General features: G+C 63.6%; 21 protein-coding genes. 12 read left to right on the top strand and 9 right to left on the bottom strand.

Annotated elements, in window-relative coordinates; genetic code table 11:
- Nucleotides 1-63: 63 nt before the first annotated feature.
- Entirely contained in the window at nucleotides 64-804 is a 741-nt protein-coding gene (locus AB4Y77_RS20380; RefSeq protein WP_442015153.1) for a class I SAM-dependent methyltransferase, read from the top strand.
- 87 nt (nucleotides 805-891) lie between these two features.
- Here AB4Y77_RS20380 and AB4Y77_RS20375 read toward each other — a convergent pair whose 3' ends face one another.
- Nucleotides 892-1776: a helix-turn-helix transcriptional regulator gene (locus AB4Y77_RS20375; protein ID WP_442015152.1), complete on the bottom strand. Its 885-nt coding sequence runs from the start codon at nucleotides 1774-1776 to the stop codon at nucleotides 892-894.
- 131 nt (nucleotides 1777-1907) lie between these two features.
- Between AB4Y77_RS20375 and AB4Y77_RS20370 the strand changes: the two genes are divergently transcribed.
- From AB4Y77_RS20370 to AB4Y77_RS20355, 4 genes are read left to right on the top strand one after another with little or no spacing between them, the layout of a single operon-like run.
- A complete protein-coding gene (locus AB4Y77_RS20370; protein ID WP_442015151.1) occupies nucleotides 1908-3284 on the top strand; it encodes an MFS transporter in 1377 nt (458 codons plus the stop codon).
- A gap of 29 nt (nucleotides 3285-3313) precedes the next feature.
- The gene (locus tag AB4Y77_RS20365; RefSeq protein ID WP_442015150.1) at nucleotides 3314-3724 is read left to right on the top strand and encodes a (R)-mandelonitrile lyase; all 411 of its coding nucleotides are present in this window, start codon (nucleotides 3314-3316) and stop codon (nucleotides 3722-3724) included.
- Nucleotides 3725-3755: 31 nt separating this feature from the next.
- Nucleotides 3756-4613 (top strand): aldo/keto reductase, encoded by an 858-nt coding sequence (locus tag AB4Y77_RS20360; protein WP_442015149.1) that lies wholly within the window; start codon nucleotides 3756-3758, stop codon nucleotides 4611-4613.
- 16 nt (nucleotides 4614-4629) lie between these two features.
- Nucleotides 4630-5334: a flavodoxin gene (locus AB4Y77_RS20355; protein ID WP_442015148.1), complete on the top strand. Its 705-nt coding sequence runs from the start codon at nucleotides 4630-4632 to the stop codon at nucleotides 5332-5334.
- Nucleotides 5335-5422: 88 nt separating this feature from the next.
- Here AB4Y77_RS20355 and serS read toward each other — a convergent pair whose 3' ends face one another.
- Nucleotides 5423-6703 (bottom strand): serine--tRNA ligase, encoded by a 1281-nt coding sequence (serS, locus tag AB4Y77_RS20350; protein ID WP_442015147.1) that lies wholly within the window; start codon nucleotides 6701-6703, stop codon nucleotides 5423-5425.
- A 111-nt stretch (nucleotides 6704-6814) separates the two neighbouring features.
- Here serS and AB4Y77_RS20345 point away from each other — a divergent pair, with 111 nt between their 5' ends.
- Nucleotides 6815-7876 carry a diacylglycerol/lipid kinase family protein gene (locus AB4Y77_RS20345; protein ID WP_442015146.1) on the top strand — a complete coding sequence of 354 codons (1062 nt, stop codon included), beginning with the start codon at nucleotides 6815-6817 and terminating at the stop codon, nucleotides 7874-7876.
- Here the strand turns inward: AB4Y77_RS20345 and AB4Y77_RS20340 are convergent.
- The 3 genes from AB4Y77_RS20340 to AB4Y77_RS20330 all read right to left on the bottom strand — a co-directional run bounded on the left by AB4Y77_RS20340 (nucleotide 7873) and on the right by AB4Y77_RS20330 (nucleotide 9501).
- Nucleotides 7873-8103, bottom strand: a complete 231-nt coding sequence (locus tag AB4Y77_RS20340; protein WP_442015145.1) for a hypothetical protein — start codon at nucleotides 8101-8103, stop codon at nucleotides 7873-7875. The two genes, AB4Y77_RS20345 and AB4Y77_RS20340, sit on opposite strands and share 4 nt — an antisense overlap.
- A gap of 105 nt (nucleotides 8104-8208) precedes the next feature.
- Entirely contained in the window at nucleotides 8209-9144 is a 936-nt protein-coding gene (gene pheA / locus AB4Y77_RS20335) for a prephenate dehydratase (protein ID WP_442015144.1), read from the bottom strand.
- Between the two features lie 30 nt (nucleotides 9145-9174).
- Entirely contained in the window at nucleotides 9175-9501 is a 327-nt protein-coding gene (locus tag AB4Y77_RS20330) for a rhodanese-like domain-containing protein (protein WP_261611902.1), read from the bottom strand.
- A gap of 155 nt (nucleotides 9502-9656) precedes the next feature.
- Between AB4Y77_RS20330 and AB4Y77_RS20325 the strand changes: the two genes are divergently transcribed.
- From AB4Y77_RS20325 to AB4Y77_RS20315, 3 genes are all read left to right on the top strand, one after another.
- Entirely contained in the window at nucleotides 9657-10400 is a 744-nt protein-coding gene (locus tag AB4Y77_RS20325; protein WP_311212608.1) for a peptidase E, read from the top strand.
- A gap of 25 nt (nucleotides 10401-10425) precedes the next feature.
- On the top strand, nucleotides 10426-11829 hold the full coding sequence (locus AB4Y77_RS20320; protein ID WP_442015143.1) for an amidase: 1404 nt from the start codon (nucleotides 10426-10428) through the stop codon (nucleotides 11827-11829).
- 84 nt (nucleotides 11830-11913) lie between these two features.
- Nucleotides 11914-13413, top strand: a complete 1500-nt coding sequence (locus AB4Y77_RS20315; protein ID WP_311212606.1) for a peptide MFS transporter — start codon at nucleotides 11914-11916, stop codon at nucleotides 13411-13413.
- 93 nt (nucleotides 13414-13506) lie between these two features.
- Here AB4Y77_RS20315 and AB4Y77_RS20310 read toward each other — a convergent pair whose 3' ends face one another.
- On the bottom strand, nucleotides 13507-14244 hold the full coding sequence (locus AB4Y77_RS20310) for a DUF4190 domain-containing protein (protein ID WP_442015142.1): 738 nt from the start codon (nucleotides 14242-14244) through the stop codon (nucleotides 13507-13509).
- 216 nt (nucleotides 14245-14460) lie between these two features.
- Here AB4Y77_RS20310 and AB4Y77_RS20305 point away from each other — a divergent pair, with 216 nt between their 5' ends.
- Nucleotides 14461-15216: an SDR family NAD(P)-dependent oxidoreductase gene (locus AB4Y77_RS20305; protein ID WP_442015141.1), complete on the top strand. Its 756-nt coding sequence runs from the start codon at nucleotides 14461-14463 to the stop codon at nucleotides 15214-15216.
- Between the two features lie 447 nt (nucleotides 15217-15663).
- Nucleotides 15664-17325 (top strand): phosphoglucomutase (alpha-D-glucose-1,6-bisphosphate-dependent), encoded by a 1662-nt coding sequence (gene pgm, locus AB4Y77_RS20300; protein ID WP_442015140.1) that lies wholly within the window; start codon nucleotides 15664-15666, stop codon nucleotides 17323-17325.
- A gap of 527 nt (nucleotides 17326-17852) precedes the next feature.
- On the opposite strand, the gene AB4Y77_RS20295 is transcribed toward pgm, so the two are convergent.
- Nucleotides 17853-18458, bottom strand: a complete 606-nt coding sequence (locus tag AB4Y77_RS20295) for a malonic semialdehyde reductase (RefSeq protein WP_311212602.1) — start codon at nucleotides 18456-18458, stop codon at nucleotides 17853-17855.
- A 254-nt stretch (nucleotides 18459-18712) separates the two neighbouring features.
- Here AB4Y77_RS20295 and AB4Y77_RS20290 point away from each other — a divergent pair, with 254 nt between their 5' ends.
- Nucleotides 18713-20068: a uracil-xanthine permease family protein gene (locus tag AB4Y77_RS20290; RefSeq protein ID WP_311212601.1), complete on the top strand. Its 1356-nt coding sequence runs from the start codon at nucleotides 18713-18715 to the stop codon at nucleotides 20066-20068.
- Nucleotides 20069-20159: 91 nt separating this feature from the next.
- Here AB4Y77_RS20290 and AB4Y77_RS20285 read toward each other — a convergent pair whose 3' ends face one another.
- Together AB4Y77_RS20285 and AB4Y77_RS20280 are read right to left on the bottom strand one after the other, a co-directional pair.
- Complete coding sequence (locus AB4Y77_RS20285; RefSeq protein WP_311212600.1) at nucleotides 20160-20966, bottom strand: alpha/beta fold hydrolase; 807 nt, start codon at nucleotides 20964-20966, stop codon at nucleotides 20160-20162.
- A gap of 60 nt (nucleotides 20967-21026) precedes the next feature.
- A complete protein-coding gene (locus AB4Y77_RS20280; RefSeq protein WP_311212599.1) occupies nucleotides 21027-21464 on the bottom strand; it encodes a nucleotidyltransferase domain-containing protein in 438 nt (145 codons plus the stop codon).
- Nucleotides 21465-22013 lie beyond the last annotated feature (549 nt).

Raw genomic sequence — 22013 nt, 5'->3', positions numbered from 1 at the left:
GCCGCACAACGCCGAACGTCCCGAACAGCAGCGAGTTTGAGGGGCGCGGGCTAGGGTAGTCGGATGCCTTCAGGAATGACCGGAGCTCAGCTATCAGCCCTCTACGACGCCGGGAATCAATGGGCCGAGGATGACGACTTCTTTCTGGCCTTCGTTAGTGAGCGGCCGAACAGCCGGGTGTTGGACCTTGGTTGCGGCACCGGCCGAATGACTCTGGCGGTTGCTGCGGCAGGCCACTCCGTTGTTGGCATCGACCCAAACCCTGACTCCCTTGCGGCCGCCCAAAGGAAGCGCGGGGCAGAAGCCGTCACGTGGATTGACGGTACGTCGGCGGCGATCCCCCAAGAAGCCACTTTTGATGTGGCAATCATGACAGCGCACGTGGCCCAGGCGATTAACGACGACGGCGGCTGGTCCCGAACGCTTGCCGACATCCACCGCGCATTGGTCCCCGGAGGCATGCTTGTCTTTGATTCCCGCGACCCTGCAGCCAGGGCGTGGGAACACTGGACTCCGGCCAAGACGCGGCGCGTACACACTCTTCCCGACGGCTCCATGGTGGAAGCCTGGATCGAATGCGCCGCAGAAACCGGTGGGCTCGTTGCCCTGACCGAGCACCGACTCTGTAACGGGAGCACCGAGGAAACGGAGACCTCCGTCCTGGCCTTCCGCACGGAAGATCAGCTCCGCCACGATCTAAACTCGGCGGGCTTCACTGTGAACCACCTCTACGGCGGCTGGGCAGGCGAGGACGTGGGAAGCGGACAGGGCGAACTGATCGTGATTGCGCACAAGCCCGCATAGATTCCCGCCCTGGCAGTGACAACGCCAGTTCCGAGTTTGCCTGCCATGAAGCTTGCATTGCCGGCCGCGTCAGCAGGTCGCTGCAAACTAGGCAGTCGGCGGGTTGAGTGGTGCGGGTTGAAGGGGGCTTTTGTTGTTGGCGCTCCAGCTGGCGAGGAAGTCGAGTTGATCTTGGGCGTGGCTTCCGGGTTCGGCTGAGTACGCGATCAGGGTGAGTCCCTCGCCGGGCAGTTCCAGGGCGTCGCCGGTGAGTTCGATGTCGCCGACGAGTTGGTTGCGCATTGTTTTGCGGGCGCTGCGGTGGAAGCGCACGTTATGCCGTGCCCACCGTGTGGAGAATTCGGTGCTGCCAGCGGCGAGGTCACCGATGAGGCTGTTCAGGGCGCGGTCCCGGGGGTTCTGTCCGGATTCTGTGCGCATCGCCGCGGCAAAGTCATCGGCGAGGGTATCCCAATCGACGAAAAAGTCCTTGGACCGGGGATCCAGGAACATGAACCGGGCAAGGTTCAGCGGAAGCTTTTCGGGGCTGAGGATGTCGGTGTAGAGAGCGAAACACAGGCTGTTGGCGGCCACGACGTCCATGCGGGCGTTCCGGACGTAGGCGGGTGTCCCGGTCATCCCCGCCAAGACTCTTTCGATGCTGGGCCGCACGTCTGCACGGGCACGCCGCGCGGCGGATGCCGGGGTGGGCCCGGCCGCTTTGGCGAGGTCATACAGGTGCGCGCGTTCGGCTTCATCCAGCTGCAGGGCACGGGCCAACGAGTCGAGAACGGACTCGGACACGCCTCGCAGGTTTCCTCGTTCGAGCCGGGCGTAGTACTCGGTGCTCACGCCCGTGAGCATGGCTACTTCTTCACGTTTGAGGCCGCTCACTCTCCTGGCTCCGCCGTAGGCGGGCAGCCCTGCCTGGGTCGGGGTGATGCGTGCCCGCCGGCTCATGAGGAAGTCGCGGACGTCCTTGGTGTTGTCCATGCCTTCTAGGCTACGGCGATACAGGAATGGCCTAACAGGAACTGCCAGTACACCGCACAACAGGCACTCCCGCGCCCGTAAAGGGGCTGGTTTTCTTGAAGAAGATCGTTTCTGTGTTTCGAAAGGACGCCATGTCTGTGCCTACCATCAGCCGCCCAGCTGTTGTTGTCCGACCCAGGGCGTCCCTGATCGTGGCCATGCTGGGATTCTTCGTGGTCGCCTTGGACGCTCAGATCGTCAACGTCGCCCTCCCGGATATCCGGAGTGACCTCGGCGGTGGCCTATCCGGGCTGCAGTGGGTGGTGACCGGGTACACGTTGATGTTTTCTGCCCTCCAGCTGTTCGCCGGCACGCTCTCTGACCGCGCCGGTGCCCGACAAGCCTATGGGCTGGGCATGCTGGTCTTCATCGTGGCCTCTGCTGCATGCGCGTTGAGCCCGACGCTGCCGGCCCTTATCGCTGCGCGGATCCTGCAGGGCATTGGAGCGGCGATGATCACTCCTGCTTCCTTGGCCCTGATCCTGGAGGCCTATCACGACCCGGCCGCCCGGGGTCGGGCAATTGTGTATTGGGGACTGGGCGGCTCTGTGGCCGCCGCTGCCGGCCCGGTCCTGGGCGGGCTGCTGACGCAACTCGACTGGCGGTTGATTTTCTTCGTCAACCTGCCCGTCGGTGCCGCAGCAATGATGGCCCTTTCCCGAGTGGCTCCTTCGGCCCGCCGTCCCGCGCCTTTCGACTGGGCCGGTCAGGTCACCGCAGTCACCGGACTGGCGGCACTGACGTACGGCATCATCGAAGGCGCTGAGGCAGGATATGGCAGCCCTGCCATCCTGACACTGTTCGGCATCAGTGCGATCTCGATCGCGGCGTTCATCATCACCCAATCAAAAGGCCGGCACCCGATGATCCCGTTGGATCTGTTCCGGTCCCGGGCAGTGTCCACCGCGCTGATCATCGCTGTGGTGACGATGGCTGCTTTCTACGGCATCGTGTTCGTCCAAAGCCTCTATTTCCAGCAGGAACGCGGATCCTCTGCTCTGGCAACCGGTTTGTTGTTCCTGCCGATGACGGCTCTTGTTGCCGTCCTGAACCCGTGGGTGGCACGTCTGATGGCCAGATACGGGCACGTGGCGATGATCGCCGCGGGCCAGCTGATCATGGCCGTCGGACTCGCCGGCTTGTGTCTGCTTCCTGGGGATGCACCGGTCCTGCTCGTCGCAGCTTTCATGATCCCGGTCGGCCTTGGTGGTTCGTTAACTGTCCCGCCGATCATTGCCCAGGTCATGGACAACGTCACCGCCGAACGGGCCGGCACAGCCAGCGGGGTGGTCAACACCGCCCGTCAGGTCGGCGGGTCCCTGGGTGTGGCCATCTTCGGTGCTGTCCTGGCCAGTGGCGAGTTCATGTCAGGGCTACGCGCCAGTCTCGGTGCGACTGCGGCAGTGCTCGTCATCCTTGTCGTCGTATCTCTGGCGCTACAGCGTCGTTCGCAATCAGCCAGGAACTGATCCAACCCAGTCTCTCGAAAGGAACTTCAATGCGTCTCGCAATTCCGGGTCCTACCTCCAAGGGGCCCACCGAAAAATTCACCGGGGACGTGTATCTGAACGCGCTGCAGTCCGGTGAAGATCCCTCCCGGCTGAACTCTGCCATGGTCCGCTTCAGCCCCGCCGCACGCACCCACTGGCACTCCCACCCCCTGGGCCAGACACTGCACTGCACCGACGGGATGGGACTGGTAGCCACCCGCGACGGGAACGTCATCCTCATGCGCGCCGGAGACGCCGTCTACACCCCGCCAGGGGAAGAACACTGGCACGGCGCCACACAGGAGAGCTTGATGTGCCACCTGGCCCTGGTCGAACACGACAACGGACACACCGCGACGTGGCTCGAACCGGTCAGCGAGCACGACTACCAGGCCGCCCACACCGCCACCCACGCCTAAACCTCAACAAAACGACCGTTAGGACGAACCCATGAAAAACGTCACCCTCAACAACGGCATCGAAATGCCCATCCTCGGCTTCGGTGTGTTCCAAATCCCCGAAGAAGAAACCCAAGCCGCCGTCGAGGCAGCACTGGCCACCGGCTACCGACACCTGGACACAGCGGCCTCTTACGTCAACGAAAACGCCGTCGGTGCAGCCATCAAAGCCAGCGGGATCAACCGGAACGATCTGTTCATCACCACAAAACTCTGGATCCAGCACGCACCCACGGGCAGCGTCTACGACGACACCAAACGCTCATTCCAGAATTCCCTCAACCGCCTCGGACTGGACTACCTTGACCTCTACCTGATCCACCAGCCGCTCGGGGACTACTACAGCGAATGGCGAGCCATGCAGGACCTGAACAAAGAAGGGCTTGCCCGGGCCATCGGCGTCTCAAACTTCCACCCGGACCGTCTGGTTGACCTCATTGACCACAACGAAATCGTCCCGGCGGTCAACCAGATCGAAACGCATCCCTTCCATCAGCGTGCGGCGGATCAGGAACTGATGCGCGAACGCGGCGTCCAGATTGAATCCTGGGGACCGTTCGCCGAGGGCAAGAACAACCTCTTCACCGATCCGGTCCTCAGCACCATTGCTGACGCCCATGGCAAGTCCGTCGCCCAGGTGGTGCTCCGCTGGCTCATTCAGCGCGACGTCGTCGTCATTCCCAAGTCGGTCCGGCCCGAGCGGATGGCCCAGAACCTGGACGTCTTCGGCTTCACCCTCACCGAAGAGCAAATGACCACGATCACCACCCTGGATACCGGCGCCAGTCTCTTCTTCGACCACCGCGACCCCGCCATGGTCAGCTGGCTCGGCGGCCGCCGGTACAACTAAAGCGGCGGCTATCCTCGTGGCCATCAACCCTTTGAACGTCAGCAGGCGGTCCGCCCTTCGCGGGGCGGCCGCCGGTCTGACCGGCGCCCTGCTGGCCGCAACATCAACAGCCTGCACGCCCCAAGGAACACCCACCGTGCCCTCAACAGACACCACGCCCTCACCAAACACCGCAGGACCTGACCAGAGCGGTCAACGGGTATTGCTCGCCTATTTCTCGCGGGCAGGTGAAAACTACTACTACGGCGACCGAACCAACCTGGAAGTCGGCAACACCGAGGTACTCGCCGGAATGATCAGCACACTGATCCCGTGCCAGGTGCATCGCATCGAAGCCGCTGAACCCTACCCGGACAGCTATGACGCCACCGTCGCCCGAAACGTCCGCGAACAGGACGAGGACGCACGTCCGGCGATCAGCAACCCGCTGCCCTCCATAGAGCAATACGACACGGTGATCCTGGCCAGCGGCATATGGAACGTCAGAGCGCCAATGATCATGACCACCTTCACCGAAGACTACGAATTCGCCGGCAAGACCGTGTACCCGGTTACCACCCATGCCATGAGCGGGCTTGGCAACACCATTAGTGATTACGGGCAATCCTGCCCCGGGGCAACCATTGGCGAAGGCCTTGCGGTCAAAGGCGAAGAGGTCCGAGACGCTGGCGCTGCGGTCGAGTCATGGCTGCAGCGCACCGGGCTTCTCCAAACTCGATAGGAGCCCCGACAGAAACATCCTGTACCCGCATACCTGCAGCCACACATATTGAAAGGTCTTCGCACAAAGCTGATTAGCCGCCAAAGAACTAGAGAACCGGCAGAACCTCAAGCCCGCCAAGGTACTTCTGCAGCGCCTTGGGAACGTTGACGGAACCGTCCGGGTTCTGGTGGTGCTCCAGGATGGCAACGATCCAGCGCGTGGTGGCCAAGGTGCCGTTCAGCGTGGCAACGGCACGGGTTCCCTTGGCAACACCTTCGTCATTGATCACGCGTTCGCGGATGTTGAGGCGGCGCGCCTGGAACGTGGTGCAGTTGGACGTCGAGGTGAGCTCGCGGTAGGCGTTTTGGGTGGGAACCCACGCTTCACAGTCGAACTTGCGGGCAGCGGACATGCCGAGGTCGCCGGCGGCGGTGTCGATCACGCGGTAGGGGAGCTCGCACTTGGCCAGCATTTCCTCTTCCCACGCGAGCAGACGCTCGTGTTCGGCAGCTGCTTCTTCAACCGTGGTGTAGATGAACATCTCCACCTTGTTGAACTGGTGCACGCGGATGATGCCGCGGGTGTCCTTGCCGTGCGAACCGGCCTCGCGGCGGTAGCACGAGCTCTGGCCCGCGAAGCGGATGGGGCCTGCGGAGAGGTCCAGGATCTCGTCTGCGTGGTAGCCGGCGAGGGCCACCTCAGAGGTTCCCACAAGGTAAAGGTCGTCTTCAGCGAGACGGTAAATCTCGGCGTCGTGCTTGACATCAAAACCGGTGCCCTGCATGGTTTCCGGGCGCACCAAAGTGGGGGTGATCATGGGGACGAAGCCGGCGTCGATGGCCTGCTCCATGGCCATCTGCAGCAAAGCCATTTCCAGCCGGGCGCCCACGTCGCGGAGGAAGTAGAAACGCGAGCCGGAAACCTTGGCGCCGCGTTCCATGTCGATCGCGCCAATCAGTTCACCGATTTCCAGGTGGTCTTTCGGCTCGAAGTCCGTGAATTCGCGCGGAGTACCAACGGTCTTGACCACAACGTAGTCATCCTCGCCACCCTCGGGGACACCGTCCACCACGAGGTTGGGGATCACCCGGAGCAGTTCTTCCTGCTTTGCCTGCGCGGCTGAGGCTTCAGCGGCTGCGGCTTTGACCGAGTTGGCCAGTTCCTTGACCTCGGCCAGCAGCGCCTGCTTTTCCTCGCCCTTGGCCTGCGCCACCTTCTTGCCGAAAGCGTTTTGCTCGGCGCGGAGCGTCTCGTGGCGGATCAGCGCGGCACGGCGATCGGAGTCAGCGGAGATGATCGCGTCCACAACGGACTCGTCGGCGCCACGGGCGCGCTGGCTGGCACGGAACTTGTCCGGATTTTCGCTGAGGTCTTTTACGTCGATCACCTGACAAGAGTATCGAATCCGCCGCGGATTTCCGGTCCGCAGCGGGTAAAGGGCGCCCGGCCCGGACGCGCGGCAAGGAGGGACCTGCCCAGAGGATAGTGTTGGAGCACCATGAGCGACTGGATCCTGTACGTGATTCTCGCTGGGGGCGTGGCCTTTGCCGTCTCCAGTTGGTGGGGTGTGCGCCGATTGAAAGCCCGGCACACCAGAAGCGCTGTTCGGGAGGATACGCACAAGCCCGGCGCCGGGGACCAGCGTGTGGCCGTCATCCTCAACCCCGTCAAGAACAACGCGGATGTGGCCCGGCAGGCCATCATCGACGCCTGCGACCTCGCGGGATGGGACGCCCCCAAATTCTACGAAACCACCGTGGATGATCCCGGCTACAGTCAGTCCCGGGAGGCCCTGGCCTACGGGGCCGACGTCGTTCTGGCGTGCGGCGGCGACGGTACAGTGCGCGTGGTGGCTGAGTCACTGGCGCACAAGAACGTTGCCATGGGCCTCATCCCCCTGGGCACCGGAAACCTGCTGGCGCGCAACGTGGATTTGGATGTCACGGACCTTGCGGACTGCATCCAGATCGCGCTGTTCGGCCATCAGCGCTACATCGATACCGCCACCATGGGCGTGGAGAACGACATCACCGGAGAGTCCGCCGAACACACCTTCCTGGTCATCGCCGGCATGGGCCTGGATGCTGAGGTTGTTGGCGACACCAGGGACAACCTCAAGAAAAGCGTTGGCTGGCTGGCCTACACCGAAGCCGGCGTCCGGCACCTGCCTGGCCGCCGCAAACGCGTCACCATCACCATGGATGACCAGCCCGAGCAGGCCCGGAAGATCCGCAGCGTGCTGTTCGCCAACTGTGGTTTGATCCCCGGCGGCATCGATTTCATCCCCCAGGCCATGGTGGACGACGGCATGCTGGACATTGTGGTCATGAGTCCGCGCAGCGCTTTCGGCTGGCTCGCCATGTACACCAAGGTCCTCTTCAAGCACAACGCAAACCTGCCGATGATGAGCTTCTACCGATCCGGCAAGGTGGTCATCCGCAGCCAGGAACCCATGGCAACACAGCTCGACGGCGACCCCTCGGGTGAAGCTACTACGGTCACCGTCCAGGTGGCGCCAGGATCCCTGCTGGTGCGCGTGCCAAAAGCCAAAAACGCTTAAACAGCGCCCTTTTCGGGTTGTGCTGCGCTCTTCCCGGCTTCTTCAGCCGCTGCCTTGGCTGCGGCCCGGGCCTCGGACTGCTCCTTGATCATGGCCTGCTCCTCTTCGAAGCGCAGGCGATCCGCACGATCAGCGTCGTCGCCGTCCCAGTCATCTTTGTTTTCACTTGAGGGCTTGGGATTGACGATCATGCCCTGGCCGTCTTTGTCATCGCTGTGGACAGTCATGACCGCTCCCTTCGTTTGGCATTCATCCATCGTTTATGGATCAGGCAAGCATACGCACAGAAGCATGACTGCGAAAGGGCATGCATTTCAGGCTGCAGACAGGGCCTACGAGCCCTTGAGGATCGAATCAACCCACGCGTGCGCCGAGGCAAAGGCGGCGTCTGAAGTATGCGGGGCCACCACGGCCGGCTGTTTGTCAGCGCGGGCGTAGGAGCCCAGGAACCGCGTGGCCGGGCTGATGCGGTGAAGGCCTGCAAGGGCGTCTGCTACCCGTGAATCCGTGGCGTGGCCGTCGGCGTCGATGCTGAAGAAGTAGTGGCCCAGGTACTGTCCGGTGGGCCGGGATTCGATGCGGCTGAGGTTCACTCCGCGGGAGGCGAACTGGTCCAGGATCTCCATGAGCGCCCCGGGGTGGTCCTCGGGCAGCGGGACAACAACGGTGGTCTTGTCAGCTCCGGTTCGGTCCGGAAGAACACCGGGCCGGCTCACCAGGATGAACCGCGTGACCGCCTCGGGGTTGTCGCCGATGTCCTCCGCCAGAACATTCAGGCCGGGTTGTTCCGCGGCGACCAACGGGGCGCATATGGCGGCTTCATACGGCGCATCATCCTCCAGCAGACCCATGGCGGAGGCCGCCGTCGAGGACCCCGGAACGTAATCCACGTTCGGAAGGTGTTCATCCACCCATAGGCGGCACTGCGCCCAGGCGTGGCCGTGCGTCGAGATCCGCTTGATGTCGGAAAGTTCGACGCCGGGCCTCGCCACGAGCACGAAGGTGATGGGTACCAGGGCCTCACGGATGATCCGGAGCTCCTGGCCTGTGGCGATCGCGTCCAAGGTGGCAGTGACCCCGCCTTCCACCGAGTTCTCGATGGGGACCATGGCTGCGTCAGCCTCGCCGGCACGGACCCGATCCAGGGCTGTGTTGACGTTGGTGCAGGGAATCCGTGTGGCGTCAGCAGCACCCGGCACCTGCAGGAGGGCAGCCTCGGTGAAGGTGCCCTCAGGGCCGAGGAACGTGTAGGTAACTGGTGACGTCAAGAGATATTCCTTGCTGGTTATATACGCAGGCTAGAGAACGACCGGCTTCAGTCCGTTGTCCGACACCATGGGATTGCCGGCTTCGAACCACATATCCATGCCGCCGGCTACGTTGACGGCCGAGTAGCCCTGCCCTACGAGCCACTGCACGGCGCGGAAAGAACGACCACCGGTGCGGCAGATGACAAAGAGGTCGTCGTCCGGATCAAGCTCATCCAGGCGTGCCGGAAGCTGGTCCATGGGGATGTGGCGCGCACCTTCGGCATGACCGGCCACCCACTCGTAGTCTTCGCGGACGTCCAGAATGCTGGCGTCTGCCGGAATGTCGCCCACAGGCACGGTATCGAAGTCGCTCATGGCGGTCCCTTCCCATCGATTAAGTCCAGGATCCAGCCTAGTCCCCGCCGCGTGGCACCGTAACTTCCCAGGCGGTCCGCGCTTGCTTCCCGACGCCGGGACGCTAAGACTGGGACCCAAGCACTCCCCCAACACTCGCGCGTTAGGAGTACCCCATGGCCGCTGGGCACCCCACCATTCTGGCGACATCCGGCGGCTATAAGCCCGGTGACCGGACGAGGCTCGAGTTCAACCACCTGATGCATTACGCCGTGGAGCTGTCCGGCGTCACGGGCCGGGCGCCGCGCGTCACACATATCGGTACTGCGTCCGGCGACCAGCGATGGTGGGCCGCGGAAATGGACCAGGCCGCCCGCATCGCAGGGTTCGATTTCAGCCACCTCAACCTTTTCACCATGCCCAACATCGAGGACCCGGAGGCCCATCTCCTGGAGCAGGACGTGGTGTGGGTCAATGGCGGGTCGGTGGTGAACCTGCTGGCCGTCTGGCGCGCGCACGGCCTGGACGGAATTTTGCGGAAAGCGTGGGAAAGCGGTGTGGTCCTGGCCGGGGTTTCCGCCGGCTCCATCTGTTGGTACCAAGGCGGCGTGACCGATTCCTTTGGGCCGGAACTCAAACCCGTCACCAACGCCTTGGGCTTCCTCCCCTACGGCAACGGGGTCCACTATGACTCAGAGCTGCGCCGCGCGCCTGCCATTCACCAGCTGGTGGCCAACGGAACTCTGGGCGAGACGCACTGCACGGACGACGGCGTCGGGCTGGTTTACCGGGGCACGGAACTTGTGGAAGTGGTGTCCGAGGTGAAGAACAAGGCTGCCTTCCGGGTGACCGCCGGAGCGGGCGAGAGCGTGGATGCTGTTGCTGTGGAGGAACGGTTGGAGTCGCGTTTCCTTGGCTGATCCTTACGTGCATGACATATCGCGAATGACGGCTGTTGAGCTGCGTGATGCCCTGGCGTCGGGCGAAGTCTCTGCCCGTGAAGCCACCTCGCATTTCGCCTCGGCAATCGAGTCCCGGAACAAGAACCTGGGCGCCTTTGTCACTATCACCACCGAACAAGCCCTGAGGGACGCCGCTGCCGCGGATCACCTGCACTCCAGGCTTGTCCGGGAGGGTCGTCCGGAAGAGCTCCCCCTGCTTCATGGCATGCCGACCGCTTTTAAGGACCTCACCGATGTTGCCGGCGTTCCCACCACCCACGGCTGCGCGGCCCTTGAGCACAAGCCCGCACCGGAAGATGGTGCCCTCGCAGCAACCCTGAAGGCCCATGGAGTCATCTCACTGGGCAAGACGCAGGTTCCAGAGTTCGGACTGACGGCTTACAGCGAAAACCGCATCGCACCGCCGTCGCGCAATCCACATTCCCTGGCTCGAAGCTCTGGCGGCTCGTCGGGTGGCAGCGCTGCCGCGGTGGCCGCGGGCCTGGTTCCGTTCGCTCCGGGGACCGATGGCGGCGGGTCCATCCGTATCCCGGCCGGCGCGTGCGGCCTGGTTGGGTTGAAGCCGGGGCGGGGTGTAGTGCCATCGGGTGCGAGCGCGGGAGACGCCGCCAAGTTGGTGGTGGCCGGACCGCTGGCAAAAACCGCTGGGGATGCAGCGCTGCTGATGGACGCGCTGGTCCCCCGGGATCAAGCGCCCGACGGCGGATACCTCGCCAACGTGGGGCGGGCGCCGGAGCCCCTGAGAATCGGCGTGACCCTGGATAGCCCGTGGGCCGGCATCTACCCGTTCCAGATCGAGCAGGAAGCGATGGACGCCCTCTCGCTGGGGATCAGGCTGCTGGAAAAGGCAGGCCACAGCGTTGCCGAAGCCGAAATCCGCTACGACAACCGCTATCCCGAAGCCTTCACCACGGCCTGGACCGCCGGCGTCGGGAGTGCCCGGATAGCACCCCAGCGTGAGGCGTTGCTGACCCCGCTGACCCGGACGTTCCGGCGTCGGGCACAACAGCGGAGCGCGTTAAAGGTCAACGAGGCCTTGAGTTTCCTGCGTCAGTTCGAGCACGACACCATCACGCAGTACTCGGACTGGGACCTGATGCTCATGCCGTCGCTGGCGCAGACACCGCGGCCGATCGGTTGGTTTACCGGTGGCGGCCACAGTGGCGAACTCTGGCCGAGCGAGTGGGCCGGTGACGCAGACGAGGATTACAAACGGCAATGCGAGTACGCGCCGTGGTCCTCCATGGTGAATGTGTGCGGGCTCCCGGCGATCAGCGTTCCGGTGCACACGACGCAGGGCGGACTGCCCATGGGGATCCAGCTGATTGGCCGGCCGGGATCTGAACTGGTGCTCCTCCAGCTCGCGGCCGTCCTTGAGAGCCACTAAGGCCGCAGAGGTCCTCTTACGCCCGCCTGAGTCGCGCGTCTAACATATGGAAAGTGGTTGCCCCGGGCATATATCGATGTGACAATGCCCGCAGTCAGTGCCAGCATTGAGAAAATGAGCACACCTCAAACCACGGCTGAGTCCGCAAAGCCAGCGGGCGATACGTCATTCTTCGGCCACCCAAAGATGTTGGCCAGCCTCTTCTCCGTGGAAATGTGGGAGCGATTCTCCTTCTACGGCATGCAGGGAATCCTGCTTTACTACATGTACTTCACCGCCGAGCAGGGCGGACTCTCCATTGACCAGGGCCTTGCCGCTGGTTTGGTGGGCGCGTACGGTGGTGGCGTTTACCTGTCGACGATCCTCGGCGCATGGCTCGCCGACCGTCTCTTCGGCTCCGAAAAAGTCCTTTTCGGCTCAGCCATCATGATCATGGCCGGCCACATCGCACTGGCCCTCCTGCCGGGCATCCCCGGCTTGATCGCCGGCCTGGTGCTGGTGGGCATCGGCTCCGGTGGCCTGAAAGCCAACGCTACTGCGCTGGTCGGCAGCCTCTACGGCGAAAAGGACGAGCGCCGTGACGCCGGCTTCTCCATCTTCTACATGGGCATCAATATCGGTGGGCTCATCGGCCCGTTGGTCACCGGCTGGCTTCAGACGAGCTACGGCTTCCACGTCGGCTTCGGCGCCGCGGCCGTGGGCATGGCGATCGGCCTGGTGGTCTACTCGCTGGGCCGCAAGAGGCTCCCTGAGGAAGCACACCGTGTTCCCAACCCCCTCCCGGCGAAGGACCGCACTAAGTACGGCCTGATCTTCCTGGGCATCCTGATCGTCATTGGCGTGTTGCTCGGCACCGGGATCGTCAACGCCAACAACCTGGCCCGGAGCATGGCCTACGCCGCAATCGGTGCCGCGGTGGTCTACCTGTTCCTGATCTTCCGCAGCCCGCTGGTCACCGCCGTGGAGCGCAAGCGCGTGATCGCCTTCATCCCCCTGTTCATTGCATCGGCCGGATTCTGGGCGCTCTTCCAGCAGCAGTTCACGTTCATCGCTGTATACTCGCAGGAGAAGCTGGACCGCAACCTGTTCGGTTGGGAAATGCCGGCGGCCTGGGTCCAGTCCATCAACCCGGTGTTCATCATCATCTTCGCCGGCGTCATGGCTGCCCTGTGGACCAAGCTGGGTTCCAAGCAGCCGAGTTCGCCGCTGAAGTTCTCCGCCGGCCTGTTCATCATGGGCCTGGCGTTCCTTGCGTTCATCCCGCTGGCCGGCGAAGGCAAGACCCCGTTGCTGGCACTGGTGGGCATCCTGTTCATGTTCACCCTGGCGGAACTGTTCCTCTCCCCCATCGGCCTGTCCGTGAGCACCAAGCTCGCCCCGCAGGCCTTCCATACCCAGATGGTGGCGCTGTTCTTCCTGTCCGTCTCGCTCGGCACCACGCTGGCGGGCATCCTCGCCGGCCTCTACAACCCGGAGGACGAACTGCCGTACTTCCTGGGCATCGGCAGCGTGGCAGTGGTCCTGGCTGTCGGTTTGGCTGCAGCATCGCCCGCGATCAAAAAGCTGATGGGCGGCGTGCGGTAACAGCAGTAACGGACTGACGTTAAACGACGACGGCGGCCCTTGCGTTCGGTGGGATTCCCACCTGACGCAAGGGCCGCCGTCGTACGCGTTTGTTTAGTAGTTGTAGCGGCCGCTGCTGGAGGCGCCGATCGCAGCGAAGAAGATGATGCCGAAGATCACCGTCAGCGCGATGCCGATGTAACCCATCACCAGGCCGGCGATTGCCATGCCCTTGCCTGCAGGCTCGCGCTTGAGGCCGAGGTGGCCCAGGATCACGGCGGCGATCTGCGGAAGGATGAAGAATCCGAAGCCAACAAAAATGGCGATGCCGCAGCACATGCTGGCAATACTCAGACCCTTGGGCTCGGCCTGCATGGCGTAGTACGCAGGCTGGCCGTACGGTGACTGCGGCTGGCCGTAAGGCTGCTGGCCATAGGGCTGCTGACCGAATGTCTGCTGCTGCTGGTACGGGCTGGGCGGCTGGCCGTACGGCGACGGCGGCTGCTGGCTGTAGTCACCCGGCGTGTAAGCGCTGGCAGGCGGCTGCGGCTGGGCGTAGAAATCGTTCTGGCCCTGGGCATTTTGCGTGTACGCGTCCTGCGCGTGAGAGTCCTGCCCGTGTGCGCTCTGCCCATAGGGCGGGAGGGGCTGCGTGGCGTTGGCGCCCTCGCTTGATGCGCCCTGGTCTGCGGCGCCCTGGTGCGGTGCGCCCTCGTGCGGTGCGCCCTCGTGCGGTGCGCTCTGGCCGGGTGCGCTCGACTCGGGCGCGCTGAACTGTGCGGGCGGGACGTACTGCGGCGGTTCGTAGCCCGCCGGCTTGTCCTCGTTGCCCTTGGATGGCTGATCTGACATGGAATCCCCCTGAAAGTGGTCTTTGCTCCCAACACTACCGCCGTCCGGCGCGCCGCATAAGGTAACGCGCACTGATGGCATGGGCACAACAACCCATCCCGAAAGATTCATGCATAAGCATGGAATATTTTCGAGTCAAACTCGGTTTATAGGAATAGCGACTTAAGCAGCGCTCACCAAAGAAATCGGCGGGATCCGTCCCGCGAAGGAGGAATCATGGGTAACTTCGAAGGCAAGACCGCGCTCGTCACCGGCGGCGGCTCAGGGCTTGGGGAAGCCATCAGCAAGGACCTCGCCAAGAACGGCGTCAAGGTAGTAATTACTGACGTCAACCTCGACGCCGCCACCCGCGTGGCCAACCAAATCACGGCCGACGGCGGCACTGCGGTTCCGTTCCAGGCCAACACTGCGGTGGCTGAAGACAGCAAGAAGGCCGTCGACTTCGCCGTGGAAACGTACGGCGCCCTCAACTACGCCGTGAACAACGCCGGCATCGGCGGCGCCAGCGCTCCTGTGGGCGACGTCGACATCGAGGACTGGGACAAGGTCATCGCCATCAACTTGAGCGGCGTCCTGTACGGCCTGCGCTATCAGATCCCGGCCATCCTCGCCGCGGGCGCTTCCGAAGGCGCCATTGTGAACATGGCTTCGATCCATGGTGCCGTCGCAGCTCCCGGCAACGCCGCCTACACCGCTGCCAAGCACGCCGTGGTGGGCCTGACCAAGAACGCTGCTGCCGAATACGGCGCGCAGGGTCTCCGCGTCAACGCCATCGGCCCGGGCTACATCGACACTCCCTTGCTGGCCGCTGCCCCGAAGGAAGTCATTAGCGGTCTCGAGGCCAAGCACCCGCTGGGTCGTTTGGGTACGGCCGATGAAATCGCGAACGTGACCACGTTCCTCCTTTCCGACAAGGCCAGCTTCATGACGGGCTCCTACGTCCTGGTCGATGGTGGTTACACGGCCGTCTAGCACTGGTTTTGAAGCGCTCCGGCGGGGGTAAGGGTGGGGCATCGCTACCGTTACCCCCGATCGCACCCGTAACCTCTGGAGCGAACCGCGCGAAAGGGTGCGCCCCCGGGCTACGAGTGGCGCGCCAGGCGGGAACGGATGCACCCGGCGGAAAGAGCTGCACCGCGAACGAAAGCGGGTTCCCGGGGTTTACGGGTGGGGCATCGCTACCGTTACCCCCGATCGCACCCGTAACCTCTGGAGCGAACCGCGCGAAAGGGTGCGCCCCCGGGCTACGAGAGGTGCGCCAAGCGGGAACGGGTGCACCCGGGTGCGGTCTGAACGGGGAATGAATCTTTGCTGGCTTGGCGGTTTTTGTCCTGCCGTAACACCGCCTTTCGGCGTCACAGGGGCCGGATCCCGGACATTTCGTGTCAGCTGACGCCAAGGTCTGGCATGCTGGACCCCATGGCTAGCCGAGCGGGCACAGTTGCCCTTCCCCAGGACCTTGTTGACATCACAGCCCTGCTGGACGCGTATTTCGACGTAGCTCCGGACTTGGGTGATCCCGCGCAGCGCGTGGCGTTTGGAACGTCGGGACACCGCGGATCCAGCTTGAAGGCATCGTTCAACGAACCTCACATCCTCGCGATCACGCAAGCAATCGTCGAATACCGTGGACGCCAGGGCATCACCGGCCCGCTGTTCATTGGACGCGACACCCATGCCCTCAGCGAGCCGGCGCAGAATTCCGCCTTGGAAGTGCTGGCCGCCAACGGCGTGACCGTCCTGGTGGACGCCCGCCACGGCTACACTCCCACGCCGGCCTTGAGCCACGCGATCCTGAAGTACAACCGCGAAGCCGCGCCGGGCGCCCCCCAGGCCGACGGCATCGTGGTCACCCCCAGCCACAACCCTCCCGGCGACGGTGGCTTCAAGTACAACCCTCCGCACGGCGGCCCGGCCGACACTGATGCCACCGGATGGATCGCCGACCGCGCCAATCAGCTCCTCGAGAACGGTCTCCGCGGCGTCAAGCGCATCCCGTTGAACGATGCCCTGAGCGCTGACACCACCGGCAAGTTCGACTTCCTCAGCAGCTACGTTGACGATCTTCCCTCGGTGCTCAACCTCGACGCCATCCGCAACGCAGGTGTCCGGATCGGAGCCGACCCCATGGGCGGCGCCTCCGTGGATTACTGGGGCGAAATCGGCGAGCGTCACCAACTCAACCTCACCGTTGTAAACCCCACCGTCGATCCGCAGTGGGCGTTTATGACCCTCGACTGGGACGAGAAAATCCGCATGGATTGCTCGTCGCCGTCGGCCATGGCGTCCCTCATTCAGCGCATGGCCGCTGGCGCCGACGGCACCGCCGCCTACGGCGTGGCAACCGGTAACGACGCCGACGCCGATCGCCACGGCATCGTGACACCGGACGGTGGTTTGATGAACCCGAACCACTATCTGGCTGTCGCCATCGATTACCTGTACCGGAACCGCGGCGGATGGAACCCGGAGTCCGTTGTTGGCAAGACCCTGGTGTCCTCCTCGATCATTGACCGCGTTGCGGGCGGGCTCGGCCGGAAGCTGGTTGAGGTTCCCGTGGGCTTCAAGTGGTTCGTGCCCGGGCTGCTGTCCGGCGAAGGCGCATTCGGTGGCGAGGAATCGGCCGGCGCTTCCTTCAACAAGCTCGACGGCAGCGTGTGGACCACGGACAAGGACGGCATCCTGCTGGCCCTCCTGGCCTCGGAGATCACCGCCGTCACGGGGTCCTCCCCTTCGCAGCTGTACAAGGGCCTGACGGACCAGTTCGGCGCGCCCGTTTACGCCCGCATCGACGCCGCCGCCACGCGTGAGCAGAAGTCCAAACTGGGCAAGCTCTCCGCCGCCGACGTCACCGCGACGTCCCTTGCCGGCGAAGAGATCACGGCCAAGCTCACCGAGGCTCCGGGCAACGGCGCATCGATCGGCGGCCTGAAAGTTGTCACGGAGAATGCCTGGTTCGCGGCCCGCCCCTCCGGCACCGAGGACGTCTACAAGATCTACGCCGAGTCCTTCAAGGGCGCGGACCACTTGAAGCAGGTGCAGGAAGAGGCCAAGGCGCTGGTGGACGGGGTTATCGCCTAACTCCAACCATCTCTCACCTCCCACGGCCTTCCAGCCAACCATCTCTCACCTCCCGCGGGCTTCCAGCCAACCATCTCTCACCTGCCCTAGAGTCGTGGGAAGGACATGCAACCCGGGGGGAACGATGAGGCTCGAGGCCTGGCACGTAATGGTTTTATTCATACTGCTGGTGGTGGCCGCCGTGGTGATCGTGGCGGCGACCCTACTCGTCCGCTGGGTCATCCGAGCGGCAGATCATCGTGATCGGGGCAATCGACCCGAGCGGGAGTGACAGAGCGTCGGGCTCAAAACCCGAGAGATCTGCGAGAGCGTCGGGCCCCAAACCCGAGGGACCTGATCGAGCGTCGGGCCCAAGCCCGAGGGACCTGATCGAGCGTCGGGCCCAAGCCCGAGGGACCTGAGCGAGCGTTGGGCTCAAGCCCGAGGGATGTGAGCGAGCGATCTATGGGATCGGCCCGGTCAGGGCCCGCGCAACGCAAAACGCCCGCCCACATTCCTGTGAGCGGGCGTTTTTGCTGCCTAGAAACTTAGACGGTGCGAACAACGTCGTCGTAAGCGAACTTCGGCTTGGCTTCGCCCCAGGCTTCCGGGCCGGGCTGGCCGATGTTGACCACCAGGAAGCTCTTCTGGTCGCCGGCCGGGAAGAACTCGGCGTCGATGGCGGAGAAGTCGGCACCGGTCATCGGGCCCGCGGCGAAACCGAGTGAGCGTACGGCCAGGATGAAATACCCGGCCTGCAAGTGAGCGTTGTTATTGCCCGTAGCAGCGGCGAAAGCGGGATCGGCGTCGTACATTGCCTTGGGCGCGCCGTAGGCGGGCAGGAACTTGTCCCACTGCCCCTGCCAGTCGGTGTCGTAGGAGAGGATGGCGACCAGCGGGGCGGAGGCGGTCTTGGCCTTGTTGCCGTTGGAAAGGGTGTCCACCAGCTTGGCGCGGGCCTCGTCCGAGCGGACGTAGGTCACGCGGAGTGGCTGGGAGTTGAAGGCGGTGGGGCCGAACTTGGTCAGCTCGTAGATGGCGCGGGCCTGCTCGTCGGTGACCTCACCGGCAAAGCTGTTGGCGGTACGGGCTTCGGCAAAAATGGCGTCGACTGCTGCGGCGTCAATGACTGCTTCTTCGTGGGCGATCGTCATTCGTAAACCTTTCGCTGGGCCCTGGCCCTGAACCGGCCGGGCACTTCTGCTTTCCATGGTTGCAACTTCAACTTCCGTTGTCCTCTTCCCGTGACGGCCCGTGACGTTGGGCACACAGCGTGACTCCGCGTGTCGTTTCCTTGCGTTGTGAGGCCCGCTTTGCGCTTCATTCGGCGCGCGAGGCGCGTAGAGCGGGCCCCGCAATGGCGGTAATGTTGCACCGAATCCCAACACTCTTCTGAGGAAGGCCCGCCATGAGCATGCTCGGCATCAAATGGAAGCTCCACGGCAACGGCAAGTCCATTCGCCCCGGCCACGTGGTGGCGCCCGACGAGCGGCTGGCTTGGCCCCTGACCATCGGCATCGGCATGCAGCACGTGGTGGCCATGTTCGGAGCGACGTTCCTGGTGCCCATCATCACGGGCATGCCGCCGGCCACCACCCTGCTCTTCTCCGGCATCGGCACCCTGCTGTTTCTGGTGATCACCAAGGGCCGCGTGCCCAGCTACCTTGGTTCGAGCTTCGCGTTCATCGCCCCGATCATGGCGTCCCAGCAGCAGTACGGCGTCAGTGGCGCCTTGGGCGGCGTGGTGCTGGCCGGCGTCGTACTGGCGCTTATTGGTGCGGTGGTCCAGAAGTTTGGCGCCGAATGGATCAACCGGCTGATGCCGCCGATCGTCACCGGTGCCATTGTGGCGCTGATTGGTCTCAACCTGGCGCCGGCCGCAAAGGCGAACTTCGACCTCGCGCCGGTTACCGCCCTCATCACGCTTGTCACGATCATCCTGGTTTCCGTTCTATTCCGGGGAATTCTGGGGCGACTGAGCATCCTGGTGGGCGTTGTCGTGGGGTACCTCGTTGCGATGATGCGCGGCGAGGTTTCCTACGAAAAGATGGACGCCGCCGCGTGGATTGGCCTCCCCCTGTTCCAGACCCCCGAGTTCCACATCGGTGTGGTGGGGCTGTTCGTGCCGGTAGTGCTGGTGCTCGTGGCTGAGAACGTGGGGCACGTGAAGTCTGTGGCCGCGATGACCGGCCAGAACCTCGACGGCGTCTCCGGCCGCGCGCTGATGGCCGACGGCGCCGCGACCGTACTTGCCGGGTTCGGTGGCGGTTCCGGTACCACGACGTATGCGGAAAACATCGGCGTTATGGCAGCCACCAAGGTCTACTCGACGGCGGCCTACTGGGTGGCCGGTATCTTCGCCATCCTGCTGAGCTTCTCCCCCAAATTCGGCGAACTGATCGCGACCGTCCCGGCAGGTGTCCTGGGCGGCGCTGCAACGATGCTCTACGGCATGATCGGCGTGCTCGGCGTGAAGATCTGGGTGCAGAACAAGGTCAACTTCTCCAACCCGATCAACCTGACCACAGCTGCCGTGGCTCTGATTATCGGCATCGCTGACTACACGTGGACGATTGGCGAACTGAAGTTCACCGGCATCGCTCTGGGCTCCGCTGCTGCCTTGGTGATCTACCACGGCATGAAGGGGCTGGCTCGCTGGCGCGGGACCGTCGCTGAGCCGGAAACCGAGACGGCGGGGCTGCCGCCTGCGGTGAAGTCGGCGATGAACGCTGCGGCTAAGCGGGGCGGGAAGAAGGGGAAGTAGGGGGGTGGCACCGGCAGGAATGTCACGCGTTCCGGATAACCCTCGCCTCAGACTAAGGCGAGGACCGCCGTCGTGGTTCAGGCAAAACGCGTCAGTCCGCGGCCTCGCGTCCCATGGACCTTTCCACCTGGCCAAGCCAGTCCCCGACGAGGGCAGCCGTTAGCTCCGGTTGATCCAGGTGCGCGTTGTGACCGGCTCGATCAAGAACGGCGGTGGTGGATTGTGCGTAGCTGCGCGCGAGCTCGGTCTGATCCTCAAACCCCACTACATGGTCCTGGCGCCCAGCGAGAATCAGCGTGGGTCCCCGAAAGTTGGCCAAGCGATCTTCCGGCTCGGCACGGAGTGCGTAGCTGCTCGAAATCCGCTGGACCGCTGCTTGATCGAAGACTCTTAACCCAGGCAGGGCCGCATCTCGGAAACGAAACCAATTCTCGGGGGATTGGACCACGGCCATGGCCTCATAGTCGGCCGCATCCGCGGGTTCCAAGGCCGCCAACAAGGTCGGGTCTGTTTGGAGCACTGTCTTGGCAGGAAGGGTCCGGGAACCGTGATCCGCAACGACCACTGGGCAAAGGAGCGCCAGGCCCAGTACCTGTTCCCCGAATTCGGCCACCAGGTGACGGGCGATCATGCCACCGAAGGAGTTTCCGAGGATCGCGAACCTTTCTGCACCGAAGGTCTTTCGGGCAAAGGAGACAACTGCTTTGGCCACGGCATCCGCGCTATCGATCTCGGGTCCTGCCGCGGATTGGCCCATGCCCGGCAAGTCCACGTAGACCCGCCGCCACTGACCGTGAGCATCGAATACGGGGTCGAGCCCCAACAAAAGGCGATGATCAACGCAGAATCCGTGAATGATCAGGATTGGGGTCCCCGCCCCATAGTCAACAGAATGCACCCTCGAACGCTAACACCGGTGGCAACTGACTGGGACCGCATGTGGCCGGCCTTGCCCGAGTCAGACCCGCGACCTCGAAGCACGGAGGTGGCGCGACAACCAATGGCGATCACCTTGAAGGTGAACGCCTTCTCTCATAATCGAGTCGAATATGGGCGCCTTCCGAACTTCGGACGCTTCGTAGATCATCGGGCGAACGTCATTGCCGGTGAGACGGTAGACGTCTAGGGCCAGATCCCCGATCTGCTCATAGAGTTCATCGCCGGTGCCGTCATGAACGATGAACAGCAAGTCGATATCAGAGTCGTTGCGCATGTCCCCGCGTGCGGCAGAACCAAAAAGAGTTACCTGCAGGGGGCGTTCAGGCCATCTCAATATTGCGCGGGATACGAAACGCGTGAAGCGTTCCCTGCCCTGGGAGGCTTCAGCGATGACGCCGGCGAGCATGTGAGACGAATTCAGGGTGTACTCGGTTCGGTTGCCGACCTGTACGCCCATGACAATGCCGCTGTCTTGAAGTCGCTCCAAGCATCGCCGAGTGCCAGACACCGAGGCATGGATGCCACGGTCCCGAACCAAATGCCCGGGTGTACTTGGACGCCCGTCCGCCAGTGCCATAAGGACATCCGCCTCAAGCGTCGGACATATCGCCCTCAAGGGGTTTTGCAGTTGCATCAGGCCTCCCGAATCGCTTCTTATTATACGCGATTTGCTGCTATCGCCGGGCGCGCTGGACGCGCCTGTCAGAAATCGTTTCTGGCAACACCATCACCTTTGCCGGCACCAATGCGACCCTTCGGGATAGTTGGTGGAGAGCGCCCATCGAGGGGCGAGCTCTCGGCAGAAAGAGCCCTCCATACCCCCGAGAGCCAACCCCTCGGCAACTTGAGAGCTAACCCCTCGGCGGGCCGACTTACGAAGACACAGAGCCACCGTGAGAGAGCGCTCTCTTGACGTACGTGACTTGCAGCACATACATTGGTCCCACATCCCAGAGAGCGCTCTCTCGCCACAGGCGTACGGTCTCTCGAACACACAAAGGAGTGA

It is taken from the genome of Paenarthrobacter sp. YAF11_1, assembly GCF_052113445.1.
In the GTDB taxonomy this organism is placed as follows: Bacteria; Actinomycetota; Actinomycetes; order Actinomycetales; family Micrococcaceae; genus Arthrobacter.
The sequence above is the reverse complement of the archived record's forward strand: the minus strand, read 5'-3'. Positions and strand labels throughout refer to the sequence as shown.